This window comes from Rufibacter psychrotolerans, from assembly GCF_016924645.1.
Taxonomy (GTDB): domain Bacteria; phylum Bacteroidota; class Bacteroidia; order Cytophagales; family Hymenobacteraceae; genus Nibribacter; species Nibribacter psychrotolerans.
Genome location: NZ_JAFFJV010000005.1, coordinates 21,848 through 41,074, shown reverse-complemented (window position 1 = coordinate 41,074; position 19,227 = coordinate 21,848). Strand labels below are relative to the sequence as shown.

At 55.8% G+C, this 19,227-nt stretch carries 17 protein-coding genes; 8 read left to right on the top strand and 9 right to left on the bottom strand.

Features of this window, described 5'->3' with window-relative positions; all coding sequences use genetic code 11:
- The first annotated feature begins 221 nt into the window (after positions 1–221).
- A complete protein-coding gene (locus tag JT718_RS06010) occupies positions 222–2,375 on the top strand; it encodes a dipeptidyl-peptidase 3 family protein (protein ID WP_240336962.1) in 2,154 nt (717 codons plus the stop codon).
- 414 nt (positions 2,376–2,789) lie between these two features.
- On the opposite strand, the gene JT718_RS06005 is transcribed toward JT718_RS06010, so the two are convergent.
- The 3 genes from JT718_RS06005 to ychF all read right to left on the bottom strand — a co-directional run bounded on the left by JT718_RS06005 (position 2,790) and on the right by ychF (position 6,257).
- The gene (locus JT718_RS06005) at positions 2,790–3,320 is read right to left on the bottom strand and encodes a DinB family protein (RefSeq protein ID WP_205501089.1); all 531 of its coding nucleotides are present in this window, start codon (positions 3,318–3,320) and stop codon (positions 2,790–2,792) included.
- Between the two features lie 83 nt (positions 3,321–3,403).
- Complete coding sequence (locus JT718_RS06000) at positions 3,404–4,879, bottom strand: OmpA family protein (protein ID WP_205501087.1); 1,476 nt, start codon at positions 4,877–4,879, stop codon at positions 3,404–3,406.
- A 280-nt stretch (positions 4,880–5,159) separates the two neighbouring features.
- On the bottom strand, positions 5,160–6,257 hold the full coding sequence (gene ychF, locus JT718_RS05995; RefSeq protein WP_205501076.1) for a redox-regulated ATPase YchF: 1,098 nt from the start codon (positions 6,255–6,257) through the stop codon (positions 5,160–5,162).
- A 112-nt stretch (positions 6,258–6,369) separates the two neighbouring features.
- On the opposite strand from ychF, the gene JT718_RS05990 reads away from it, so the two are divergent.
- The 3 genes from JT718_RS05990 to JT718_RS05980 all read left to right on the top strand — a co-directional run bounded on the left by JT718_RS05990 (position 6,370) and on the right by JT718_RS05980 (position 9,614).
- The gene (locus tag JT718_RS05990) at positions 6,370–7,506 is read left to right on the top strand and encodes an aldo/keto reductase (RefSeq protein ID WP_317195487.1); all 1,137 of its coding nucleotides are present in this window, start codon (positions 6,370–6,372) and stop codon (positions 7,504–7,506) included.
- Between the two features lie 121 nt (positions 7,507–7,627).
- On the top strand, positions 7,628–8,371 hold the full coding sequence (locus JT718_RS05985; RefSeq protein WP_205501073.1) for a DNA-formamidopyrimidine glycosylase family protein: 744 nt from the start codon (positions 7,628–7,630) through the stop codon (positions 8,369–8,371).
- A gap of 100 nt (positions 8,372–8,471) precedes the next feature.
- Complete coding sequence (locus tag JT718_RS05980) at positions 8,472–9,614, top strand: glycosyltransferase family 2 protein (RefSeq protein ID WP_205501071.1); 1,143 nt, start codon at positions 8,472–8,474, stop codon at positions 9,612–9,614.
- 197 nt (positions 9,615–9,811) lie between these two features.
- On the opposite strand, the gene uvsE is transcribed toward JT718_RS05980, so the two are convergent.
- Positions 9,812–10,723: a UV DNA damage repair endonuclease UvsE gene (gene uvsE, locus JT718_RS05975; protein WP_205501065.1), complete on the bottom strand. Its 912-nt coding sequence runs from the start codon at positions 10,721–10,723 to the stop codon at positions 9,812–9,814.
- Positions 10,724–11,351: 628 nt separating this feature from the next.
- Positions 11,352–11,684 (bottom strand): DUF3276 family protein, encoded by a 333-nt coding sequence (locus tag JT718_RS05970; protein ID WP_123134899.1) that lies wholly within the window; start codon positions 11,682–11,684, stop codon positions 11,352–11,354.
- 129 nt (positions 11,685–11,813) lie between these two features.
- On the opposite strand from JT718_RS05970, the gene JT718_RS05965 reads away from it, so the two are divergent.
- Both JT718_RS05965 and JT718_RS05960 read left to right on the top strand, forming a co-directional pair.
- Entirely contained in the window at positions 11,814–12,209 is a 396-nt protein-coding gene (locus tag JT718_RS05965; protein WP_205501063.1) for a septal ring lytic transglycosylase RlpA family protein, read from the top strand.
- Positions 12,206–13,123 (top strand): DUF58 domain-containing protein, encoded by a 918-nt coding sequence (locus JT718_RS05960; RefSeq protein ID WP_205501061.1) that lies wholly within the window; start codon positions 12,206–12,208, stop codon positions 13,121–13,123. The genes JT718_RS05965 and JT718_RS05960 overlap by 4 nt, the downstream gene beginning before the upstream one ends.
- 74 nt (positions 13,124–13,197) lie before the next feature.
- Here JT718_RS05960 and JT718_RS20465 read toward each other — a convergent pair whose 3' ends face one another.
- On the bottom strand, positions 13,198–13,599 hold the full coding sequence (locus JT718_RS20465; RefSeq protein ID WP_240336960.1) for a DNA-3-methyladenine glycosylase family protein: 402 nt from the start codon (positions 13,597–13,599) through the stop codon (positions 13,198–13,200).
- Positions 13,600–13,964: 365 nt separating this feature from the next.
- Here JT718_RS20465 and JT718_RS05950 point away from each other — a divergent pair, with 365 nt between their 5' ends.
- On the top strand, positions 13,965–14,816 hold the full coding sequence (locus JT718_RS05950; RefSeq protein WP_205501059.1) for a hydroxymethylglutaryl-CoA lyase: 852 nt from the start codon (positions 13,965–13,967) through the stop codon (positions 14,814–14,816).
- A gap of 5 nt (positions 14,817–14,821) precedes the next feature.
- A complete protein-coding gene (locus JT718_RS05945; RefSeq protein ID WP_205501057.1) occupies positions 14,822–15,559 on the top strand; it encodes a (Fe-S)-binding protein in 738 nt (245 codons plus the stop codon).
- A 100-nt stretch (positions 15,560–15,659) separates the two neighbouring features.
- Here JT718_RS05945 and JT718_RS05940 read toward each other — a convergent pair whose 3' ends face one another.
- The 3 genes from JT718_RS05940 to JT718_RS05930 form a co-directional block, all read right to left on the bottom strand.
- Positions 15,660–16,619 carry an alpha/beta hydrolase gene (locus tag JT718_RS05940; protein ID WP_205501055.1) on the bottom strand — a complete coding sequence of 320 codons (960 nt, stop codon included), beginning with the start codon at positions 16,617–16,619 and terminating at the stop codon, positions 15,660–15,662.
- 33 nt (positions 16,620–16,652) lie between these two features.
- Positions 16,653–17,531, bottom strand: a complete 879-nt coding sequence (gene dapA, locus JT718_RS05935) for a 4-hydroxy-tetrahydrodipicolinate synthase (protein ID WP_205501053.1) — start codon at positions 17,529–17,531, stop codon at positions 16,653–16,655.
- Positions 17,532–17,648: 117 nt separating this feature from the next.
- Positions 17,649–19,184 carry an MBL fold metallo-hydrolase gene (locus tag JT718_RS05930; protein WP_205501050.1) on the bottom strand — a complete coding sequence of 512 codons (1,536 nt, stop codon included), beginning with the start codon at positions 19,182–19,184 and terminating at the stop codon, positions 17,649–17,651.
- Positions 19,185–19,227: the final 43 nt, after the last annotated feature.

Genomic DNA, 19,227 nt, shown 5'->3' with positions numbered 1-19,227 from the left:
TATGGAAGCCTTTTGGCCGGTAAAGGTATTTCTTTCCCCCAATTAATCGTTATCTACCAGAAAAGTAAAGCCTAGGGCATTAAAGGAACCGCACCGTTTCCGGCTCTTTTTCGGGAAAACCGCCCCGAAACGGGCGCCTGGCGCCGGGGCGCAAACCGGTCTGGTTTTTGCCTGCCACCACCTTATTCTTTACTTTTAAGCGAATTTACCAATAGAGGAAAATGAAGAAAACCCCAATTACCGCTTCGGCGCTGCTGCTGGCTACCTTGCTGGCGGGCGGCTGCGCGAAGAAAACCACTTCGGCTTCCGCCTCGGCCTCCATGATGCCCGCCGAAGCCGCGGCCGTCGCCAACCAGGACCTGGTGGCGGTGACCCAAACCTCGCCGCCGCAGGTCATCCAGGACGAGAAGGACTTCAAGTACGTGACCGAGCAGTTTGCCGACCTGCGCATCTTGCGCTACCGCGTGCCGGGCTTTGAGAACCTCACCGCCAAGCAGAAGGAACTGCTGTACTACCTGTACGAAGCCGCCCTCTCGGGCCGCGACATTATTTACGACCAGAACTACAAGCACAACCTGCGCATCCGGCGCACCCTGGACGCCATTGTGCAGAACAAGCGCGACCGCTCCACCTCGCCAGACTGGGAGAAGTTCATGGTGTACACCAAGCGCTTCTGGTTCGCAAATGGCATTCACCACCACTACTCGGCCAACAAGATCCTGCCGGAGTTCAGCCAGGAGTTCCTGGCCGCCTCCATCCGCAAGGTGCCGGCCGGCCAACTGCCGCTCACGCAGGGCGAAACCGTGGAGGGCTTCATCAAGTGGATCACGCCCATTTTGTTTGACCCAAACCTGGATGCCAAGCAGGTGAACAAGGCCGCCGGCCAGGACCTGATCAAGACCTCGGCGGTGAACTTCTATGAGGGCGTGACCCAGAAGGAAGTGGAGAGCTTCTACGCCAACATGACCGACAAGAACGACCCGCGCCCGGTGTCGCACGGCCTCAACTCCAAGGTGGTGAAGGAAAACGGCAAGCTGGTGGAGAAGGTCTGGAAGGCCGACGGCATGTACGGGCCCGCCATCCAGCGCATAGCGTTCTGGCTGGAGAAAGCCGCCGGCGTGGCCGAGAACGAGCAGCAGCGCCTGGCCCTGCAGAAGCTGGTGGAGTACTACCGCACCGGCGACCTGAAGGTGTTTGACGAGTACAACATTGCCTGGGTGAAAGACGTGAACTCGCAGATAGACGTGGTGAACGGCTTTATTGAGGTCTATGACGATCCGTTGGGCTTCAAGGGTTCCTTTGAGTCGGTGGTGTCGTTCCGGGACGAGGAGGCCACCAAGCGCATCAAAGCCATAGGCGACCAGGCCCAGTGGTTTGAAGATAATTCCCCGCTGCTGCCCCAGCACAAGAAAAAGAACGTGGTGGGCATCACGGCCAAGGTAATTACCACGGTGGTGGAAAGCGGCGACGCGGCCCCGGCTACGCCCATCGGCATTAACCTGCCTAACGCCAACTGGATCAGGAAAGAGCACGGCTCCAAGTCGGTGAACCTGGGCAACATTGTGCACGCCTACAATGAGTCGGCCAACACCGGCGGCAGCGCCTTGAGCGAGTTTGCGTTCAGCCAGGAGGAGATTGACCGCGCCAAGCAGTTCGGTTCGCTGGCCAGCGACCTGCACACCGACATGCACGAGGTGATCGGGCACGCCTCGGGGCAGATCAACCCGGGCGTGGGCACCCCCAAGCAGACCCTGAAGAACTACGCCAGCACCATTGAGGAAGGCCGCGCCGACCTGGTGGCCCTCTACTACGTAATGGACCCCAAGCTGGTGGAGATTGGCGTGATGCCTTCTCTGGAAGCTGGCAAAGCCGAGTACGATGGTTACATCCGCAACGGCCTCATGACGCAGCTGTCGCGCCTGGCCCCCGGTGAGAAGATTGAGGAAGACCACATGCGCAACCGCCAGATGGTGGCCGCCTGGGCGTTTGAGAAAGGGAAGAAGGACAACGTGATTGAACGGGTGACCCGCCAGGGCAAAACCTACTTCAAGATCAACGACTACCAGAAACTGCGCGCGCTGTTCGGGCAACTCCTGCGCGAGACCCAGCGCATTACCTCAGAAGGAGACTTTAAAGCCGCCCAAAACCTGGTGGAGACCTACGGCGTGAACGTAGACCAAGCCTTGCACAAAGAAGTACTGCAGCGTTACAGCAAGCTGAACATTGCCCCGTATAGCGGCTTCATTCAGCCCAAACTGACGCCCGTGGTAAAAGATGGAAAAGTGGTGGACGTGCTCTTGGTGTACCCAGACAACTTCACGCAGCAAATGCTGGAGTACGGCGAAGTGTACAACCTGCTGCCCCACTACAACTAATCCGGCTTTCTGCTTCTTTTCTGAGAACCGGCCCTAAAACAGCAATGCCCGCCAGGAGCGGGCATTGCTGTTTTAGGGCCGGTTTGGTTAAAGGAGTGAAAAAACGTTCTTTCAGGAAATACACTTAGTTTCCCCACTATACCCTCGCTCGCCTCTGGCGAGTGTGCGCTATTAGTCGGCCTCTGGCCGCATAATGGTTTACCCAAAGTGGAGAAAGCGACAGGGAGCCGCAAGTGATGCATGGAGAAGAAGCGCCCCCTTTCCCTCGCTCGCGTCCCGCGAGTGTGAGAAATTGCGCGGCGTCTCGCCGCTGGGGACATTGCACTACGGGTGCTTTGATCAACATTACCCGCAAAGCGGCCAGAGGCCGCCTGATAGCGCACACTCGCGGGACGCGAGCGAGGGGATAGGGAGTTAGCTTTCTTTCTGATCATTCGCTTGCAGGATGCGGGCGGTGACCAGGAGTTGGCCTACGTGGCGCATGGTGTGCTCGGCGGCGTGGAAGAGCAGGCCCAGAACGGTGGAGGGAAGCTGGGCCCGGCCCACACCCCGGAACTGCGTTAGGGTGCCAGGGTCTGTTTTTTTCAGCTGGTCCACTGCCTGGTCAACCTGGGTTGTGAAGGCCTGCACCAGCGCTTGGACCGTTGTGCCGGTGGCCGGGGCCGAGCCTTCGGCTTTCAGGTAGGCGAAATCCTCTGGGGTGAGGGTTTCTCCCTTGGCGTAGGTGAACAGGCGGCGCAGGACGCCGGTGAGGTGCTGCAGGTGAAAGCCTACTGAGGCCACTCCGGCTGGTTTTTCCCAGAGCAACTCCTCGGGGAAACCGCTGGTGTACCGTTCTACTTCCTCACGGGCCTGTAGCAGGGCATGGGCCACGGGTTGCAACAGGGCGGGCACCTGGGGCAAGGGGCCTCTGAGCCATACTTCTGGTTTGGGTTCTTTTTGCATGGTTTTAGAAAAACAGACTGAAAATAAGAATGCCCAACCTTAAGGCTGGGCATTCTTAGACTATTTATTCACTTTTGCCTCCCTTATTGGATGAAGAGGCGGAACTCAGCCCTACGGTTTCTGGCGCGGCCCGAGTTGGTGGTGTTAGGTGCAATTGGCCGCTCTTCGCCAAAGCCTTCGGTGATCACGCGGTCAGAGCTGATGCCCTTCTGGTTGGTGAAGTACGACTTGGCTGCCTCAGCTCTGCGCACAGACAACTCCTGGTTGTACTCATTGGAACCAATGTGGTCAGCGTGGCCGGAGATGCGCAGGTTGTAGTGCGGATATTTACCCAGCATGGTGGCGATTCTGTCCAAAGTTGGGTAAGAAGTTCTCTTCAGAACGGCTCTGTTGAACTCAAACTCAATTTTTGGAACGCGGGCCATGTAGGTGCTATCGGCGGCGTCTAAGCCTGGGCAACCCATGTTAGCGGCAGTACCGGCAACGTCTGGGCAACGGTCTACGTCATCGTTCACACCATCGCCATCGCGGTCTACTACCACTGGGCATCCGTTGGCATCAACGCGGGTACCGGCTGGAGTGCCTGGGCAAGTGTCGTTTTTGTCAGCTACGCCATCGCCGTCAGCGTCTGGGCAACCTCTGGTAGCGGCAGTACCTGCCTGGTCTGGGCACTCATCTTCTGAGTCGCGCACGCCATCGCCGTCTTTATCTGGGCAGCCTTGCAGGGCAGCAGTACCGGCCTCAGTAGGGCACTGGTCTTGGTAATCTGGAACGCCGTCGCCGTCACCATCCAGCGGACAACCTTTCTTGTCTACCTGTACGCCGGCCGGAGTGTCTGGGCACTCATCTCTGCGGTCAGAAACGCCGTCGCCGTCAGTGTCCTTGGCCTTGCCTAATCCGAAGGAGAGACCCACGGAGTGCTGCAGGTAGCGGTCGTTCAGCTCATCGGAGTCACGGTACTTGATGCCGTCCAGCAGGTCGGTAGACGGGTAGTTGAAGGTACTCTGCACAAACAGGCCAATGCCGTCTGAGATTCTGAAGTTAAGACCGGCGCCCCCGGCATAGTTCATGCGCAAGATGCCCTCATCATACGTGGCTGGGGTAGCCCCAGTGGGGTAATAGGCCTCCACGCTGGCGTACTGGGCGCCTACGCTACCAATCAGGTACGGGCCAATGAAGGCATCCTCCTTCAGTATTTTGCCATTGTTCAGCTTCAGCTTCAGACCCAGGTTGGCCGTTCCTACCTCATCTTCGAACCGCATGTTGCCGGTGCCGCCGTTGAGGGAGTAATTGCCATCCTGCTCCAGGTTGAAGTAGTTCAACTGCAAGGACAGGTCAAAAGAAGGAGAGAGATAACGGTTTATTCCTAAACCTCCGCCCCAGGAACCGTTGCTCATGTCCCAGATATCATTGCGAAGATTGGTGCGGGCCTGGATGTTGCTGCCATACAACGAAATACTTGTTCGTCGATCTGCAGATTGACCCACTGACTCAGTGGGAGCCACCATAGCCAGCAGTAAACCGCCGAGTACAGAAGCTTTAAGTAATGTTTTTTTCATAGTGTTTACAGAGTTGTAATATAGTATTCTGCACATATTTACCGGTTTTTCAATAAAATGTTGCCCGTAATGAATAAAAATAAATTCTAATATTGGGTAAGTGCCACATTGTCAGCTGGTTAAAATTTGACAAAGTCTGATTATTTATAATACTAAATTACCTATACAGGCCATTTTGGCCGTTTTTTCAGGTTTTAAGCCTAATTTCTATATAGAAGTATTCATAAAAAAAGGAGAACTGGTACGTTCTCCTTTTTTGTTTTTGGGGCGGGTTGTGGGCTTACACGTTGAACCTAAAGTGCATGATATCACCGTCTTGCACCACGTAGTCTTTGCCTTCCAGGGCCATCTTGCCGGCCTCCTTGATCTTGGCCTCGGTCTTGTACTCCATATAGTCCTTGAGCTTGATCACCTCGGCTCGAATGAAGCCTTTCTCAAAGTCTGAGTGGATGACCCCGGCGGCCTGCGGGGCTTTCCAGCCCTTGCGGATGGTCCAGGCGCGTACTTCCTTCACGCCGGCGGTGAAGTAGGTGATCAGGTCCAGCAGGGCGTAAGAAGCCCTGATCAACTGGTTCAGGCCAGACTCCTTCAGGCCGTACTCGGCCAGGAACATTTCTTTTTCCTCTGGCTCCGTGAAGTCGGCGATCTGGGCCTCAATGGCGGCGGAAATTACCACTACCTGCGCGTTCTCGTCTTTCACGTGCTCTTTGAGGGTGTCCAGGAACTTGTTGCCGGTCTGGATGGACTCTTCGTCTACGTTGGCCACGTAGATCACGGGTTTAATGGTGAGCAGCTGAAGATCGGCCACGGCCTCCAGGTCCTCGTCTGAGCAGTCCAGGGAGCGGGCGTTCTTGCCGCTTTCCAGGTGGTCTTTGAAGCGCTGCAGGCTGGCGTACTCTTTCTTGGCTTTGGCGTCGCCCGATTTGGCGGTACGCTCTACCTTGGCAATTTTCTTGTCAATAGACTCCAGGTCCTTGAGCTGCAGCTCGGTGTCAATCACGTCTTTGTCAAACACGGGGTCAACGCCGCCGGCCACGTGCACAATGTTGGGGTCGTCAAAGCAGCGCACCACGTGGATGATGGCGTCTACCTCCCGGATGTTGGCCAGGAACTTGTTGCCCAGGCCTTCGCCCTTGCTGGCCCCCTTCACCAGGCCGGCAATGTCCACAAACTCCATCACGGTAGGGATCACGCGCTCTGGGTGCACCAGCTCCTCCAGGATGCGCAGGCGCTCGTCTGGCACGGTGATCACGCCCACGTTGGGCTCAATGGTACAGAAAGGGTAGTTAGCCGATTCGGCTTTGGCGTTTGACAAGGCATTGAACAGCGTAGATTTACCCACGTTTGGCAAACCCACTATTCCACAACGAAGTCCCATATAGATAAGGTTGGTCTTAAATCAAGGTTAGAATGGTGCCTCTGGCCGCCCACGCTCGTTTACGGGCTGTTTTTCAGAAGCGGGTGCAAATATACGCAATCCTTGGGGGACTATGGCGAAAATACGCAAAACGTTAAATGGTCGGCGGGAGAGCAGCTACTCTGCAGAAAGTAACGTACACGGCAAAGGGGCAGGGCGCGTCTGGCCCGCCCCGGCCAAACAACAGCAAGAGTACACCATTAAGCAGAACTACCGCAGTATGATGGAAAAAAGAAAATTAGGAACCCAGGGCTTGACCACATCGGCGCTGGGTTTGGGTTGCATGGGCATGTCTGACTTCTACAGCAACCGCGACGATAATGAGTCTATTGCCACCATTCACCGGGCGCTGGACCTGGGCATTGACTTTCTGGACACCGCCGATATGTACGGGGTAGGTGCCAACGAGGAGCTGGTGGGCATAGCCATCCGCGACCGCCGGGACCAGGTGGTGCTGGCCACCAAGTTCGGGAACGTGCGCGATGAAAAAGGGAATTTCCTGGGCATCAACGGTACCCCGGAATACGTGAAGAAAGCCTGCGAGGCCAGCCTGCGGCGCCTGGGCGTGGACCACATTGACCTGTACTACCAGCACCGCGTGGACAAGCAAACCCCCATTGAGGAAACCGTGGGCGCCATGGCCGACCTGGTGAAAGAAGGAAAAGTACGCTACCTGGGCTTGTCAGAAGCTTCGGCCAGCACCCTGGCGCGGGCCCATGCCGTGCACCCCATCAGCGCGCTGCAAACCGAGTACTCGCTCTGGAGCCGCGACGTGGAGGATGAGATTCTGCCCGCCTGCCGCGAATTAGGCGTGGGGTTTGTGCCCTACAGCCCGCTGGGCAGAGGGTTCCTGACCGGGCAGTTCAAGACGCTGGAAGACATTCCCGAAGATGATTACCGCCGGCATTCGCCCCGGTTCCAGGGCGAGAACTTCCAGAAGAACCTGGACCTGGTGAAAAAGATAGAGGAAATGGCCGGCCACAAAGGCTGCACCGCCTCGCAACTGGCCCTGGCCTGGCTCCTGGCGCAGGGCGAGGACCTGGTACCCATTCCCGGTACCAAGCGCCGGAAATACCTGGAGGAAAACGTGGGGGCCCTGCAGGTCACCTTGTCTAAAGATGAGTTGGCCGAGATTGAGGCCATCGCCCCGAAAGGCGTTGCCGCCGGCCAACGCTATGCGGCGCCGCAGATGGGCAACTTAAACGTGTAGGGCGGTTCCTTCACCCTGTATTTGACCGGCTGGTTTTCTGGCGTAACGGCGGCAGCCATTGAAGGATCACCGCCGGGCCTGAAAACCGGTGTACATCATCTTTAACCCTCACCCTTGTGCCATGCCCGAAGGACCCGAAATGGTTTTCCTGAAAGAACTAGCCGAGCCCTTTGTGGGCCAGCAGGTGTGGGAGGCCAGGGGTGAGGCCAAAGGCATCTCTTTTGACCGGGTGAAAGGGCAGGTGTTGCAAGACATCAAGACCTTTGGCAAGGAGCTGTTTTTCTGTTTCCCGGATTTTGCCCTCCGCGTGCACCTTATGCTGTTTGGCAAGTACTCAATTAACGGTGAGTTGAACCGCGTGCTGCAACTGGGGCTGGTGTTTGAGGCCGGGGAAATCAACTTCTACGCCTGCGACTGCCGCTTGCTCAACGCGCCCTGGGAGGACCAGTATGACTGGCCTACCGATGTGCTGCACCCCGCCTTTGACCCGGAAAAAGCCCTGGGCAAGCTCCTCCGCTCCCCCGGCCGGTTCATCTGTGATGCGCTGCTGGACCAGACCCTTTTTGCCGGCGTGGGCAACGGCCTTAAAAACGAGGTACTCTTCCGGCAGCGGATTCACCCGGAAAGCCAGGTGGGCGAGATTCCCGCATCGGAACTGAGGGCCCTCATCAAGGCTACCCAAGCGCTGAGCGCGGAATACCTGGAGGGGAAGCGCCACGGAGAAGGGGAGGTGCACTGGCAGGCTTACCGGCAGAAAATCTGTCCCCGCGACCGGGTCCCATTCCTGAAAGCCAAGCTCGGCAAGCCGCCCCGGTCCTGCTACTTCTGTGCCCTGTGCCAGCGCCAGTACCTTCCGGATTGGTAATTCCTCCTGTAAAAAGTCGAACCTGTTTTTGGGGCCTTTTTTAGATTTCGGGTACAAAACAACCTACTAGATCGGCACTGTGTCGGGCGCTTTTATATATATGATACTCACCGCTTACTCCATCCTGATCACGCTTTTCTGGGTCGCGCTCATGGGGTACCTGGTGGTGAACTCCAGGAAGGTGAAGTTTTTGAAAGACGTGGTACCTGCCTTACCGGCGCCGGAGCCCTCGGTGGCCATCATCATTGCGGTGAAGGACGAGGAGGCGAACCTGGAGGCGGCGCTGCGCAGCGTCTGCGGGCTGACCTACCAGAACCTGACTATCCTGGTCATCAACGACCGCTCCACCGACCGCACCCCAGAAATCCTGAGCAGGATGGCGCAGCAGAACCCGGCCCTGCAGGTGCTCACCGTACGGGAACTTCCGCCCGGTTGGCTGGGGAAAAACCACGCCTTGTACCAGGGCTACGGCGCCACAGCCAGTGAGTGGCTCCTGTTCACCGATGCCGACGTGCTCTTCCATGCGGGGGCCTTGCAGAAAGCCATGACCTACGCCGTGGCCAACCAGCTAGACCACCTGACCCTGTTCCCCCAGATTACCTCGCGGTCTGGCTTGTTCCGGAGCGTGATCAACACCTTCGCCCTCATGCTGGAAACCCGGCAGCGGCCTTGGGACGTGCCCAACCCGGCTTCGGACGCCTCGCTGGGCATTGGGGCCTTTAACCTGCTCCGGCGCTCAGCCTACGAAAAGGCCGGCACCCACACCGCCTTCTCCCTCCGGCCCGACGATGACCTGAAACTGGGAGAGCGCATCAAAGCGGCCGGTCTGCGGCAGGAGGTGCTGTACGGGGTGCCCGAGGTGTCGCTGGAGTGGTATACCAGTCTGGGCGAGTTTGTGCGGGGCCTGATGAAAAACACGTTCTCGGTGTTCAACTACCATTGGCCCACCGCCCTGAGCATGGCCCTGCTTACCTTGCTGGTGTTTGTGCTTCCGCTGCCGGTCATGTTGCTACGAGGGGAGATAGGCCTGCTCCTGGCCGCGGTGCTGCTTTTAGCACAGATTCTGCTAATGGTGCTGAAAACAGGAACGGACGGAAAATGGTGGCACGCCCTCCTGATCCCTTTTGCCGGCGCCGTGATGGTGTACATCCTCCTGGCCTCGGCTTACAAGACCTTACGGCAAGGAGGCATTTACTGGCGCAACAGCTTCTACCCGCTCTCAGAATTGAAGAAGCAGCGGTAGCCGTTTTCTTTTGATTAGTACTAAACAGGTTAGGGATAGAACCGGTTTGGCGTTTCTTTTCTTATTTCCTAGGAAGCCATGACCGGCGAAATTCAACGTTTTGAGGCTACTTTCCAGAAAACAGGCCTAAAACAAGAGCTCTCCTGCGCAAAAAGCGTACTCAAACCCTTACGCCGGTTTTCTGTCAATAAACCTCCTTAGGCCAGTTTAATCCGGTATTCCTGCAGGTACCGCATCACGGCTTCGTCTTTGGCTTTGGCCTCAAACATGATGTCCACGTCGTGGCCATAGCGCTTTACATGGCTGTAGATGTAGTCGGCGTGGGCGGTTTGTACAGCGGCGGGGTCTTCGTACTTTTTCTTGGGGCTGGAGAAATGCACCACGGGCGTCACCTCTTGGGGCCAGGTTTCTACCGCCGCCAGAAAAGCCTCTTCCTCGCTCAGGCCGCCCGTGCAGAACTCATGGTGAAAGTAATCAAACACCACCGGGATGTTGGTTTGCTGGTGCAGCCACAGCAGGTCGCGCACGCTGAACATGTTCACCTTGTCATCATTCTCCACGGTGAGCCGGGTCCGCACGTTGTCGGGTAGGTTGGTGTAGTTTTCGGCGAAGCGGGCCAGGGCAGATTCCTTGTCGCCGTAGGCGCCGCCCACGTGGATGTTGATCTTGGCGAACGGGGAGTGCGGCAGGTGCAGCAGGTCCATGACTTCGGCATGCTGCCCCAGTTCCTTGATGGTTTTGGTCAGGACCTGCTCAGAGTTGGTGGCCAGCACGTTGAACGGCCCCGGATGGTAGGTGAGCCGGAGCCCCGCCTGGGCGGCTTTTTCGCCGCAGCGCTTGAGCACCGCACGGATCTTTTCATAGTCGGGCAGGTCGGCAATCTGGTACTCGCTCATCCAGGGCACCATATCAGAGCTCATGCGGTACAGCAGGATCTTGTGCTTGATGTTCCAGTCAATGATCTTCTCCATGTCCTGGAAGTTGGCCAGGGCAAGTTGCGAGGCATAGGCGATTCCCTGCTCCTGAAACGTTTTCTTGATCATGGAGCGGTTCACCTTTATTTTTTGGGCGGCCAGGGTTAAGTTAATGCAGGCATATCCGAAGCGCATAGGCAGTCTGGTTAAGTACGGCACCTGCCCTCAACTGAGCAGCACAACTATGCACTACCCATTAGCGTGGAGTCAGGTGGGAAGGCGGAGAAAGCACCAACAAGTGCGCTCCTGCCCAGGATTTTACTAACGGCCCCCCTTGGCAAATGTTCAGAGAGGGCCCGTGCCAGGAGTTCGGTTCTGGGGCACCAAGGGGCTTGTTGTGCTTCAAGGCAGCTGCACAGGCTAACCTATTCGGCCCAGCTATCTTAGAGGGAAGAGCCATTCGGCAGGGGCCAGTTAATTGGCAGAGTAACCAGCAGCATGCTTTTAAGTTTCAAGCTAAGTTAAAAGCAGTATAGGCTAACGGCTTGCGTTGGGTAAGGACAGACCAGGCTAGGGTTGAATGAAGGAGTGAAAAGGGCAGGTTCCCGGATGAGAAAATCAGACCCGGAATTTTGCGGGGATGGATGAGGCCGGGTAAGGCAGGAGGGAAAAGCAACGCCCAGTGAACCAGAAGCTACCCAGGCGTTAGGAAAGGGACAAAGTAGCGTTAGGGCTGTTTTTTAGGAAAACAGCCAGAAAACGGAGCAGAAAAAGATAAAAAAAGCTCACGCGAGGCATGAGCTTGAGGAGAATTGCTGCGGGACTATTCCCACTTCAGTTCTTCATCTACTGCAGCTTCAGACTCCGCGTGTTCTAAGCGCTCCAGTTCCGCTAAGGCCTCTTCAGACAATAACTCACCTTTTACATGGTTAACGGTATCCTGCAACGCTTCCATGAACTTGGCAAAGTCTTCTTTGTACAAGAAAATCTTGTGCTTCTCGTAAGAGTAGTTGTCGTCCTTGAATTTCCTCTTGCTCTCCGTGATGGTCAGGTAATAATCATTGGAGCGGGTTGACTTCACATCAAAGAAATAGGTGCGCTTTCCTGCCCTTACTCTCTGCGAGTAGATTTCTGCTTTGTCGTTGTTCTCTTCCACCATAACTTGAAGGTTCCTTATTTATTTGAAGTAGCCAATTTAAAGCAACAGATTCACATCTAAAAATTTTTAAGATTAATTTTAATAGGTAAATTCGAATGTACTAATGTTTGTTTCAAACAAACCTACATGCGAAAAAGCCTACTTTGCCTTTTCCTTTGCCTGCTGCAATGGACCAGCTTTGCCGGAAACACCCCCCTGAAAGGCACCGCCACCTTCTACGCCAAAGCGCACATAGGCCAGAAAACCACCAGCGGCGAACGCTACGACCCCAATGAACTCACCGCCGCCCACGCCACTTTGCCCCTGAACAGTTGGGTGCAGGTGCACAACCTAAGCAACGGCCGCCGCGTGGTGGTGAGAATTAATGACCGCATGAGCCGCAATTCCCGTTACGTGATAGACGTTTCCAGAAAAGCGGCCCAGACCCTGGGCATCATTGGGCCCGGCATGGGCAAGGTACAACTGGAGGTGATCAGCAAAGAGGAGGCTCTTGCCCTTCTAAAGGAGACAGACAAAGCATGAGCAGAATAACCGTTGATTTAGACAGTGTCCGGAACATCCATAACCTGGAGTTGCTGGCCAAGCGTTTGGTGGAAGGGTTTATCACCGGTTTGCATAAATCGCCGTACCACGGTTTCTCCGTAGAGTTCTCTGAGCACCGGCTCTACAACTCCGGCGAGAGCACCCGCCACATGGACTGGAAAGTTTTCGCCCGTACCGAGAAGCTTTTTGTGAAACGCTACGAAGAGGAAACCAACCTCCGCTGCCAGTTGCTGCTGGATGTGTCTGGCTCCATGTATTATCCCACGCAGAACTACGGCAAGCTTTCCTATGCCGTGCTAAGCGCCGCCGCACTGGCAACCTTGCTCCAGAAACAGCGCGACGCGGTGGGGCTTACCACGTTCTCTGACCAGATTGAACTGCAGACGCCCATTAAATCTACCGGGGCGCACCTGCACACGTTAATGTTAGCCTTGCAGCAGCAGTTGCAGAAACCTGCTCCGCCGCAGAAGGAAACCCGGGTGTCGGCCATGCTGCACCACATCGCACAGCAGTTGCCCAAACGTTCCCTGGTGATTTTATTCAGCGATTTGCTCAGCCAATACGAGCAGCTAGACGAGATTTTCCTGGCCCTGCAGCACCTGCGGCACCAACAGCACGAGGTTTTGTTGTTCCATCTTACCCACGCCGAAACCGAGGAGGATTTTCACTTCCCCGACAAACCCTTCATGTTCACGGGACTGGAAACCGGCGAAAAGATCAAAGTACAACCCTCCGAGATCCGGGACGAATACGTGAAAGCCATGCGGCAATTCAAGAACGAACTGAAACTACGCTGTGGCCAAAACCGCATCGACCTGGTCTCAGTTGATCTGCGCGAGCCCATTGATAAAGTCCTGCAGGCGTACTTAATCAAAAGGCAGAAAGTGCGCTAACGTCTTATGCCTGATTTTGGGAAATAAGCTCAGAAACAACTTCTGTTTTTGACTCAAGACTCAAGACTCAGAACTCAAGACTCAGGACTACTTACTGGCGCATTGTCCAGCGATTGCCATAGGTACCGGCACGCCAGAGTTCTATGTGGTTTCCAGGGAAGCGACAGTTCCAGCATCTTGGCTTTGGCTTGTTTGTGGCTTTCAGTGAATTGGTAGAGGCGTTTCATGGCGTTGTAAATACTCAGATCGTCTACTGGCATTACATCGGGGCGGTGGAGGGCGAACATCAGGATCATCTCGGCGGTCCAGCGGCCAATTCCTTTGACTTGTACCAGGCGGGCAATCAGTTCCTCATCCGGTAAATGAGCCAGGAGGTTGTCTTCCAGGTGGCCAGCGGCTTTGTGCTCCGCCAGGTTCTGCAGATAGCCAATTTTCTGTTTGGACAAACCTGCCGCCCGCAAGATCTCAAAAGGCATGGAAAGCAGCAGGCTGGGTTCGGGGTAGTTTCGGGAAAAAGGGCCAGAAACCGGGCCTTGATGGTGGCCGCCGCCTTCACCGACAATTGCTGCGAGATCACTGAACTCAGCAAAGCATCATAAATGGGCCGTGTGGCCGCAGGAATAACAATAGGGGAAGCCTGCAGCACCAGTTGGTACAGCACCGGGTCTTGCCGGAACAAAGAAGCGTGGGTTTCGTTCATGCCTTCATTTAGTTGAGAAGTGGTTGGGGTAAACGTACCGTAGAGGGAAAGCCCTGCAAAATAAAGCATCAACCCAACGTTCTTACGCTTAAATTGCCCTTAAAAGTAGCCGCTTTCTTGGTGGCTGTTAACTGAACCTTCATGAAAATCATTGAATGTCCCCGCGACGCCATGCAAGGCCTGGCCGACTTTGTGGCTACTGAACTGAAAGTACAGTACCTGCAAGCCCTGCTTCAGGTGGGGTTTGATACGTTGGATTTCGGGTCTTTTGTCTCGCCCAAGGCCATTCCGCAGATGCGCGACACCGCCGAGGTGCTGGCCCAGTTAGACCTTTCCGCTACCACCTCCAAGTTGCTGGCCATTGTCGCGAACGTGCGGGGTGCGGAGCAGGCCGTAAGTTATGCGCCCATCCGGTACATCGGGTTTCCTTTGTCTTTGTCAGAAACGTTTCAGAAACGCAACACCAACAAAAGCATCTCTGAGGCCTTGGTGGAGGTGGCCCAGATGCAGGAGCTGTGCCTCAAAAACGACAAGGAACTGGTGCTGTACCTTTCCATGGGCTTCGGGAACCCATATGGTGAGCCGTGGGAACCAGCCCTGGTAGGGGAGATGACCCAAAAGCTGGACGAGCTCGGCATTAAGATCGTTTCGCTCTCAGACACTATCGGGGTTTCCTCGCCGAAGACCATCCTGCCCTTGTTCCAGACCCTGATTCCCGCATTCCCGCACATTGAATTTGGGGCGCATTTGCATACCAGGCCCAGTACCTGGCAGGAGAAAGTGGAAGCCGTGTACGCCAGCGGCTGTCGGCGTATGGATGGGGCGCTGCTGGGCTACGGCGGCTGCCCCATGGCCAAAGATGAGCTGGTAGGCAACATGCCCACCGAGAAAATGGTGGCTTATTTACAAGAGAAAGGCGTACCTTTGAACCTGAACCAGGAGGCGCTTTCCAAGGCAAAGGCCTTGGCGTCCCACGTTTTTCAATCGCATTAACCCACATGGCACAGCCGGTTGTAGATATTTTTATTCCTTGTTTTGTTGATCAACTGTTCCCGCAAACCGCCTGGAACATGGTGAAGGTACTGGAGGCCCTGGGCTGTAAGGTGCGCTACAACACCAACCAGACCTGCTGCGGACAGCCCGCGTACAACGCCGGTTTCCAGCAGGAGTGCCGCCAGGTAGCCGATAAGTTCCTGGAAGATTTCTCGTCTGAGGACAGCGACTACATTGTGGCACCCTCGGCCTCGTGCGTGGGCATGGTCCGGAACGCGTACGCCAACATCTTCGTGACGTCCTCCAACTTTGTGAAGTACCGGGCCATGGAGCGGAAAGTGCTGGAGTTAACCGAGTTTCTGACCGATGTGCTGCAGGTACAGCAGATTCCCGGTGCCCGATTGAACGCCAAAGTAACCTACCATGACTCCTGCAGCGCCCTGCGCGAATGCGGCATCAAGGAAGGCCCTAGAAAACTTCTGGAAATGGTGGAAGGACTGAGTTTAACTGAGATGCGCGAAAACGAGACCTGCTGCGGCTTTGGCGGTACCTTTGCTGCTAAGTTTGAAGCCATCTCAGTAGCCATGGCCGAGCAGAAAGTAGAGAACGCCCTCAGCACCGGGGCCGAATACATTGTCTCCACCGATACCAGCTGCCTCATGCACCTGGACGCCTACGCCCGCAAGCAGAACAAACCCATTAAGGTGATGCACATTGCCGATGTGCTGGCCAGTGGCTGGTAAACCTACCCGAACCCGTATTCAAATAGAAAAGCGGAGCCCGTTTTAGAGCAGATTTGAAGAAAACTGCTCTAAAACGGGCTCCGCTTTTTGCGTGAAGGTGCTACTTGATTCCTTTCACAAACCCAACTACCTCAGGCATCAGCTTGGACGCTAGCGGAAGGGTTGGGTTGGAGTACGTCGCCATGTTCGCTTTCAGGTCCATAGTGGTTTCTTTGAGTACGTGGTTCATGTTCTCCACTTCTACCAGTTTGCTTTTAGGGGCGGCGGTAGCCAGTAAAGTAGCCTCATTGGTGGTTACCTGCAGATCAAGGTTGCCCTGCACCACCAGCACCGGCACGGTCAGCTTCCTGATTTCGGCCTGCGGATCATACTTGAACCAGGAAATGAGATATGGCTGTACACTGGGGCGGAACAACGAAGCCAGCATGGGGTTCACCTCTGCCACGGTGTGGCCCTGCACCAGTTGGTCCAGGATAGGGTAGGCGGCTTCAGTGACCATCTTGGGCTGCATCATCAATTGCTGGCGGATGACCTTGTCGGCGGGCTGGCCTGCCCCGGCCAGGGAAATAAACCCATCGGCTTTGGCCTGGCGGGCAGCAATCATGCCAATGAGCGAACCTTCACTGTGGCCCAGCACCACTACTTTGCTGAACCGCTTGTCTTTCTTCAACTGCTGCGCCCAGGCGGCGGCATCCTGCACGTAATGGTCAAACCGCAGATCAAATTCAGACATGGCAGCCGCTTTGCTTTCGGCTATGCCGCGTTTGTCGTAGCGCAGAGAGGCAATACCCTGGGCGTGCAGTTCTTCGGCCACCATTTTCAGGCTGTTGTTCTGCATCATGGGGTTATTCCCGTCCCGGTCGGTAGGGCCAGAGCCGGAGAGGATCAGCACCACCGGCATTGGTTTCCCCGAGGCAGGGACCAGCAACGTGCCCTTGAGCGATCCTTTGGCGGTGTTCAGTTCAATGGGTTCGCCGGCAGTTACAGCTCCAGATTGCGCCTGCACCCGCAACAAACTCCAGAAGAGAAGCACCGCAAACAGCAGAAGTCGGTTTTTCATTTGTTTTCTGAAAAAGAGGCCAGAATCAAAGTCTTAGGACAGGAGCGGGGTAGCGGCATCCAGTACCCGCTGCTTCAGGCTAGCCGAGGCAGGGGCCAAGGGAAGACGTACGTACGGTCCGCAGATGCCCACTTGCTCCAGCACCAGCTTCACACCTACCGGATTAGCCTCTTCGTACATAAGCGGGTTTATTTTCCCGAAGGAGCGTTGCAAAGCACCGGCTTCTTTGAAGTTACCTTCCAAGGCCAGGCGCGTCATACGGCTGAATCTTTCCGGGAACGCATTGGCCAGTACCGAGATGATACCGTCGCCGCCCACTGAGATCAGGGGCACGGTGGTCATGTCATCGCCGCTGATCACCAGGAAACCTTCCGGTTTTTCCTCAATGATGGCCATGTACTGCTCCAGGTTTCCGCAGGCATCTTTGGTCCCGATGATGTTGGGGTGCTGGGCCAACCGCAGGGTAGTGGCAGCGGTCATGTTAATGCCAGTGCGGCCGGGCACGTTGTAGAGCAATACCGGTACCGGAGAAGCATCGGCAATGGCGGTGTAGTGCAGGAAAACACCCTCTTGCGACGGCTTGTTGTAATACGGGCACACGCTTAGTATGGCGTCAATGCCGGTGAAGTCAATCTTTTGGATCTTCTCCAGCACTGATCTGGTGTCGTTGCTGCCCAAGCCGTACACCAGGGGCTTACGGCCTGCTATACGCTCTTTAGCAAAGGCCAGAAGTTGCGTTCTTTCCTCTGGGGTAGTGGTCACGCTCTCGCCGGTAGTGCCGTTCACAATCAGGTAATCGGCGCCGTTGTCCAGCGTAAAATCAATCAATCGGCCGAAAGCCTCTATGTCTACGGACAGGTCTGAAGTAAAGGGTGTTACCAATGCCACACCTGTTCCTCTCAATGCTTGCATGTTTGTTTTCTTGATGAAGTATTTAGGCCGCAAAGATACGTTTTTGCCCCAACAGTTTTAAACCATGCCTAACGTTTGTTCTGAGAAAGAAAAAACGCCTCTCTTTGCCTGGCCCATTTACTTCTTCAAACTCAGCGGTTGGGCTGCTTTCTGAACCGCCGCCTCCAACTCAGCCCAGTCGGTTTCCTCCAGGTGCATGGCAAATACCTTCTTTACCTTCAGGTGTTCGCGCTGCACGGCCTGCGTTAGTTCAGAGACATACTGCGGCATGAAGAACGACTTATCCGGCATACGCTGGGCCAGGTCACTCCCGTAAAGCAACTGATGCTCGGGAAAATAGGCCATCATCATGCGCTCACCACCCTCACCGCGCACCGGGTACAGTTCCAGCCGGTTCGGTCCGGTCCCAATCACGGTTTTGCCTGAAACCAAAGTAATGTCTGCTTTTCTGCGCTTGGTTTGCAGCAGATCCGGATGCTGGGTATGCGGGGCTTTGAGGTAGCGTTCCAGAATAGGCTTGTTCAGGTCCAAGGCGATGATGGGAATGCCCAACGCCGCATATTCCCGAATGCCGGCGAAGTGCGGCCAGGCATCTGAGGTGGTGATCACGCCTTTGATCTTCTGGTTAGGAAAGCGCCTATTTGCTTCCGCGATGACCTTGCTGGAGTACCCCGCCGAGATAGGAGCTTCCAGGATAAGCAAACCGTCTGGCTGCTGCACAATGGCCACATCCCACATGCCGGGTATTTTCACCACCCCAACCGCCAGGGTGTCTGCGGGTTTGTTGGGCAGACCCAACGGCAAGCTGTCTATGTTCCGAGCGGGTTGTATCAGGAAAGCCTGGCGGGTTGCCTCTGGAATGGCGAAAGTATCCGCCGGGGCGGCAGGGTTCAGCTTCAGGTCCAGAATGGTAAACTCCTCATACGGTTGCTGGTTTCGCTCCACGGTACGCTGGCGCGGGTACCGTATTCCGCCCGCCTCCAGGGTCCAGTAAGAGTAGATGGTGCGGGTGGTGACATCGCCCCATCGCCCGATGAACAGGTCATCGGGGTACGAATCGGTGAGGTCCAGGGCGGTGGGTAGGTGCGTGTGGGCGTTCAGGAGCAGGCGCAAGGGGTTGCCGTTCCAGGTAAAGGAGAGAACCTGATGCGGCACATTCTGGTAAATTAGCTGCTTTTCCAGTTTCAGGTCCTTGGCCTGCAAAGCCGTCAGCAGGAGCCGTTCCGGAGCCAGGGCGAAGGTCTCCTCTGCTTCCCGCAATTGGTTAGACCTGCCGGGAACCACCCGGGCACCGACTTCCTGGGCGGCGGCTCCCTCTGAAATTTTCAGGGTAACCGGGCTCCATTCCGGCGATTGGGTGAACTTGCTTTGCGTTTTCCTGAGTAACCGGCTCTGTGCCACATCCCGCAGTTCATCAACCTGCACGTAAGAGACAATCCAGGGGCCCTCCGGCCTTTCGGATTGTTCGGTCCAGTACCGGTGCCCGATGCCGTGGTAGGAAAGGGAAGAGATGGATTTCAGGGCTGCTTCTCCGCCCATCGCGGCAATGGCTTGTTGTACTACCTGCTGAGCTGTAGAGGTGGTTTTCTGTTTCTGGGCGTGCGCAAGCCCAGTCACGGTGGCCAGGGCTAACATCAAAAGCTTCTTTTTCATAGAGGTAAACGGTTTGGTGGGGCGTTTCAGGCCTGTTTTTCTG